The 4,174-nt window shown below is 55.9% G+C and carries 7 protein-coding genes; all 7 read right to left on the reverse strand.

The genetic code is table 11. The features are described from left to right. Positions 1-139: 139 nt before the first annotated feature. Complete coding sequence (locus ACW7GZ_RS14775; RefSeq protein WP_457010017.1) at positions 140-670, reverse strand: CbrC family protein; 531 nt, start codon at positions 668-670, stop codon at positions 140-142. Between the two features lie 111 nt (positions 671-781). Beyond that, a complete protein-coding gene (gene crcB, locus ACW7GZ_RS14780; protein ID WP_457010019.1) occupies positions 782-1,159 on the reverse strand; it encodes a fluoride efflux transporter CrcB in 378 nt (125 codons plus the stop codon). Between the two features lie 117 nt (positions 1,160-1,276). Next, positions 1,277-1,705: a hypothetical protein gene (locus tag ACW7GZ_RS14785; protein ID WP_457010021.1), complete on the reverse strand. Its 429-nt coding sequence runs from the start codon at positions 1,703-1,705 to the stop codon at positions 1,277-1,279. A gap of 76 nt (positions 1,706-1,781) precedes the next feature. Next, a complete protein-coding gene (locus ACW7GZ_RS14790; RefSeq protein WP_457010023.1) occupies positions 1,782-2,039 on the reverse strand; it encodes a hypothetical protein in 258 nt (85 codons plus the stop codon). Between the two features lie 548 nt (positions 2,040-2,587). Beyond that, entirely contained in the window at positions 2,588-2,986 is a 399-nt protein-coding gene (locus ACW7GZ_RS14795; RefSeq protein ID WP_457010025.1) for a hypothetical protein, read from the reverse strand. A gap of 111 nt (positions 2,987-3,097) precedes the next feature. Further along, the gene (locus tag ACW7GZ_RS14800) at positions 3,098-3,574 is read right to left on the reverse strand and encodes an ASCH domain-containing protein (protein ID WP_457010027.1); all 477 of its coding nucleotides are present in this window, start codon (positions 3,572-3,574) and stop codon (positions 3,098-3,100) included. 69 nt (positions 3,575-3,643) lie between these two features. After that, positions 3,644-4,063, reverse strand: a complete 420-nt coding sequence (locus ACW7GZ_RS14805) for a DUF4259 domain-containing protein (protein WP_457010029.1) — start codon at positions 4,061-4,063, stop codon at positions 3,644-3,646. Between the last annotated feature and the right edge of the window lie 111 nt (positions 4,064-4,174).

Consider the following 4,174-nt stretch of genomic DNA (forward strand, 5'->3'; position numbering starts at 1 on the left):
GATCATCAATGCCAGGCGGCGTGACGAGCTGCGGGCCGAGGGCCTGGCACTGGCTTGAACGGCACGCTTCAAGACAGTTGCTGAATTAAGCCGAACCGCGAAGCGGTTTCGGCTTGAATGAATTGTTAGGCCCCGGCATTTAGGAGCAGTCCCATGCGAAGAGTACTGCTTGACAGTGTCGGCACACGAATTTGTAGAACGATGGATCGCCTTTGGGCTTGTAGTGCTCGAGAATGCGCGACCACTCGGTGGGGCTGACATTGAAGTCAGGGATATCTTGTACTCGGCCCTCATCAGCAGCCGCCTGGATGTCTTGGACCGTGGCGTCGCCGTGAAACTCACAGATGTCGCTGCAATGCTGCAGCCAATTCTCACCTTGCCAAGAGTCGTACCCGGGAGTCTTATGCTCAACCTCGTCTGTTACAGATACCGGAAGGCCGACGTCTGAGAAGGACCAAGAGTCAGAAAATGAAGCGGAAAATCTCCTCGCAGCGGTGCCGTCAGCGATGCACCATGGGCAGAGCGAACTTCCAAGTTCTTTGATCGAGTACACGGGGCCAACATAAATGTATCCCCGCGCCAACTCACAGCAAACGCAGACCTCCGGTCCGGAGCGAATCGCACCGGTCGCGATGGGATTGGGGTGGTAAGGGAAGCTTGGAAGTGACATTAGGGGCCTAACACCTAAGTTAAGCCGCGCCGCAGCGGGGCGTGAAGCACATGGCAAGCTTTTCCTGCCATGTGGTTTGCGCCCCGATGCGGTGTCGGCTTGAACGCATTGTTAGGCCTCTGCCCCGCTGGTGAAACGAAGCCCGAGCCAGACCGCCGCAACGCCCACGAGGACGCTGCCAAGAATGTACAGCAGGGCAAGGCTGGTCTCTCCGCGGCGCAGAAGGGTGAGCGACTCCAGCCCGAACGCCGAAAAGGTCGTGAAGCCACCGAGGATGCCAGTGACCAGGAAGAGGCGAACCGGCTCCGAGACGGATGCCTTGGCAGAAGCGCCTACGAGCAGGCCGATCAGCAGACAGCCCAAACAATTGACCGCGAAAGTAGCCCACGGAAAGCGATCCGTCGGCGCAGCACCCAACCCGACGCTCACAGCGTAACGGGCCATCGAGCCGATGAAGCCGCCGAGTCCTACCCACAAGTACGCGCTCATATGTGTTTGAGGCCTAACACCTAAGTTAAGCCGCGCCGCAGCGGGGCGTGAAGCACATGGCAAGCTTTTCCTGCCATGTGGTTTGCGACCCGATGCGGCGTCGGCTTGAACGCATTGTTAGGGCGCATCTGCCGGAGGCAACGGGTCCGTTTTCAGACGAACCCACGAGAGCGGAATAACCTGCCCCTCTGAGAACGCAAGCATGTGGTAAGTAACAGAAGCATCACTGCAGAAAGCGAAGGCCATGTTGTGAACGCAGGCAAGGGTCGTATCGACAAGATACGTGTCTTTAGTGAACTCTTTCACTTCAGCTGAAGTAGAGACTCTCAAGGCACAATCCCGGCCACAAGTTACGTCCTGCCAAGTTCCATCTGACCGGCGATCTTCAACGTGCCACTGCCCTTCAACCAAACTGAGCCTGGCTACCTTATTGGTAACGGTTCCTTTGTTGCTCACGAGAGCAAACACTCCCTGGTCTAGAGGATCCAAGGCGAGCACCGGCGAGGTTGCCAGAGACAGAACTATCAAGCTGAGAAAGCGTTTCATATGCGGCCTAACGCCTGAATTAAGCCGCGCCGCGAAGCGGTGTCGGCTTGAATGAATTGTTAGGCGCGCACACGACCTACATGAACCAGCTAAACGGACGTGTGATCACCTTGTTGTCTATCCGAAGCGTCGCCTCTTCCCCTTTAACATCGAGGGTGAACGAACCCGGCTCTCGTCCCGCGTTCTGTTGCACGAACTCGATGAACAAGATGCGCTTCTTGACGTCGAACGCAACCGTGTTGAAGTTGCCATAAAGGTGTACGCCAACTGGCGTACGGGGCGTGCGGACATTGAGACTCGCAACCACCGGCTCAGTGTCGTGACCAATCTCCATGGAGATTGAGTATCCGTCACCACCGAATCCGAGAGACGTCGTTGCAAGCAAGGACGATGCCCAAAGGAGCATGGAGCAAAAAACCATCAGTCTGACGAGTTGCATATGCGCGCCTAACGCCTGAATTAAGCCGACCCGCAACGGATCGGTTGTAAGCCGAGATTAAAGCAGAAACCGAGTATTTCAGCGAAGCCAAGATGCGGGTTCGGCTTGAATGAATTGTTAGGCCTCATCCGCGAACTTGCGATACAACACAGCTCCAGACTCCGACGCAACCAAAAGCACCACTTTGTCGGTGGTGAAAAAGTCAGTGGTGTGCTTGAAATCTGGGGCGGGCGAAATGTTGGTTGTGATGTGGTCAAAAACGGCGCCCATGTCACGACCCCAAGCGACGTTATGTATGTTTGCCCGTCCGCCAGAGTAGCCTTGGTTGACGTGCCACAGCGCTCTTGGAGCAGAATGGAAACGTGGTCAGCGATGTCGCTTGTCATGAGGCCTAACGCCTGAGTTAAGGGGTGCCGCGAAGCGGCATCCCCTTGAACGAATTGTTAGGCATCAGCCGACGTGCCGCGACGACGAATGCCTAAGGTCGTGCCTACCAGCAGTGCTACCAAGAGGGTAATCCACTCCACTGCTACAAGTACAAGATGAGGCTTGGTACCAAACAAATACGACATTAGTGAAGCCAGAGCGAGAGAGAGCGCCACCACCAGCGTGAGGGCCAGGCATGCGTGCACAAATGGCCGCGCATCAGTGCGGGTGGCCATCGCCCAAAAGATGGCGGTAGTCAGAAGGAGAGAGGCCAAGCTACCAAGCAGCAGCTGCGCTAAGGCAGACCTAACGCTACTAGCGCCAAAACCGCCTTCAACGAAGCCGACCAACGTCTGTGCGACAAGGAGAGCAGCGGCACCGAGGATGATCGTCTTCCAGTTCATGGCGGTGCTCATCTGGTGCCTAACGCCTAAGTTAAGCCGAACCGCGTAGTGGAGGCAAAGTCATGGCAAGCTTTTCCTGCCATGACTTTGCCGTAACGAAGCGGTTTCGGCTTGAACGCATTGTTAGACCGCACCCCGGGGAAAAATGCGTTCAAATTCTTGGAATACGATAGGCATATCAGTTTTAGGGGCGCGGCCGCTCCCTTCAAACTCGCGGCTGTAATAGGCCCAATGGACTTTCCGCCACCACTCGAGAGTGCCATCTCCCTCACCTTCTGTTCTGGCGTTCGATTCTGTTATTTCATTGAAGGGGATGACTTGAACACCTGTCGTGCGGATAACACACACGGCATTGCCGCCCCAATCTGTGACTATGTTCAGATCCCCTATCTTCGGAAGAGTCTCGTCGCTACTTTCGAAGGACCAAAGTGACGAGGCTGTTGCCCGCTTTATGTCCAATGCAACAAGACGTGCGCAGTCATTAGCATCTTCCTCGTTGTCGCAGAAGTACCACGCTTTAGGCGGCTCTTCTGTGAGTGAAGAAGTCCGTGGTTGCTGGGCTAAGAATTCAGCCCACATGGCCTTTATGGATGGATGCATAGAACTATTCCTGCGGTCTAACGCCTGAATTAAGCCGCGCCGCGAAGCGGTGTCGGCTTGAATGAATTGTTAGACCTGCAACTGCGATCGCAGAGCCACAACAGTTGCCTCCCAGTCTGAGAGTTCATCTGCTTCCTCCCACAGCTCTCGAAGTTCAGAGTTCTCGCCGATGACCCGATCCAAGACTTGCACGGCTTGTTGTACCAAGCTTGGATCGACTGCTGGTTTGACGCGAGCCAGCCATTCCGATAGCTCCTCTTCTTCCAGGGCTGCCGGGGTTGCCCGACCAGCTGCCGCAGCTACTATTTCCGCTGCAGCAATGGCCTGACTGGCATCAGGCGCCTCAAGATACTCCTCAGCGCCGAGCACAGTAGCGAAGATCTCACCAATCAATGCTAGATCCGAACTGTCAGTGACGTCCGCAAGGAAGTCCGCAAGGAAGTCCGCAGCATCGTCGTTATCGAACGACCCATTTCCCCAAGCCCCCATCTCTCTCTCCCTGCAGGTCTAACGCCGGAATTAAGCCGACCCGCGAAGCGGGTTCGGCTTGAATGAATTGTTAGCCGCCACGCGGCACACGGTGCGCTGTACCAGTGGCTT

Source organism: Luteimonas sp. A537 (genome assembly GCF_054052065.1).

Excerpts from the sequence above, each read along its gene's own strand:
- crcB (WP_457010019.1), bottom strand. The coding sequence starts at position 1,159 with ATGAGCGCGTACTTGTGGGTAGGACTCGGCGGCTTCATCGGCTCGATG.
- ACW7GZ_RS14805 (WP_457010029.1), bottom strand. The coding sequence starts at position 4,063 with ATGGGGGCTTGGGGAAATGGGTCGTTCGATAACGACGATGCTGCGGAC.
- ACW7GZ_RS14790 (WP_457010023.1), bottom strand. The coding sequence starts at position 2,039 with ATGGAGATTGGTCACGACACTGAGCCGGTGGTTGCGAGTCTCAATGTC.
- ACW7GZ_RS14775 (WP_457010017.1), bottom strand. The coding sequence starts at position 670 with ATGTCACTTCCAAGCTTCCCTTACCACCCCAATCCCATCGCGACCGGT.
- ACW7GZ_RS14800 (WP_457010027.1), bottom strand. The coding sequence starts at position 3,574 with ATGCATCCATCCATAAAGGCCATGTGGGCTGAATTCTTAGCCCAGCAA.
- ACW7GZ_RS14795 (WP_457010025.1), bottom strand. The coding sequence starts at position 2,986 with ATGAGCACCGCCATGAACTGGAAGACGATCATCCTCGGTGCCGCTGCT.
- ACW7GZ_RS14785 (WP_457010021.1), bottom strand. The coding sequence starts at position 1,705 with ATGAAACGCTTTCTCAGCTTGATAGTTCTGTCTCTGGCAACCTCGCCG.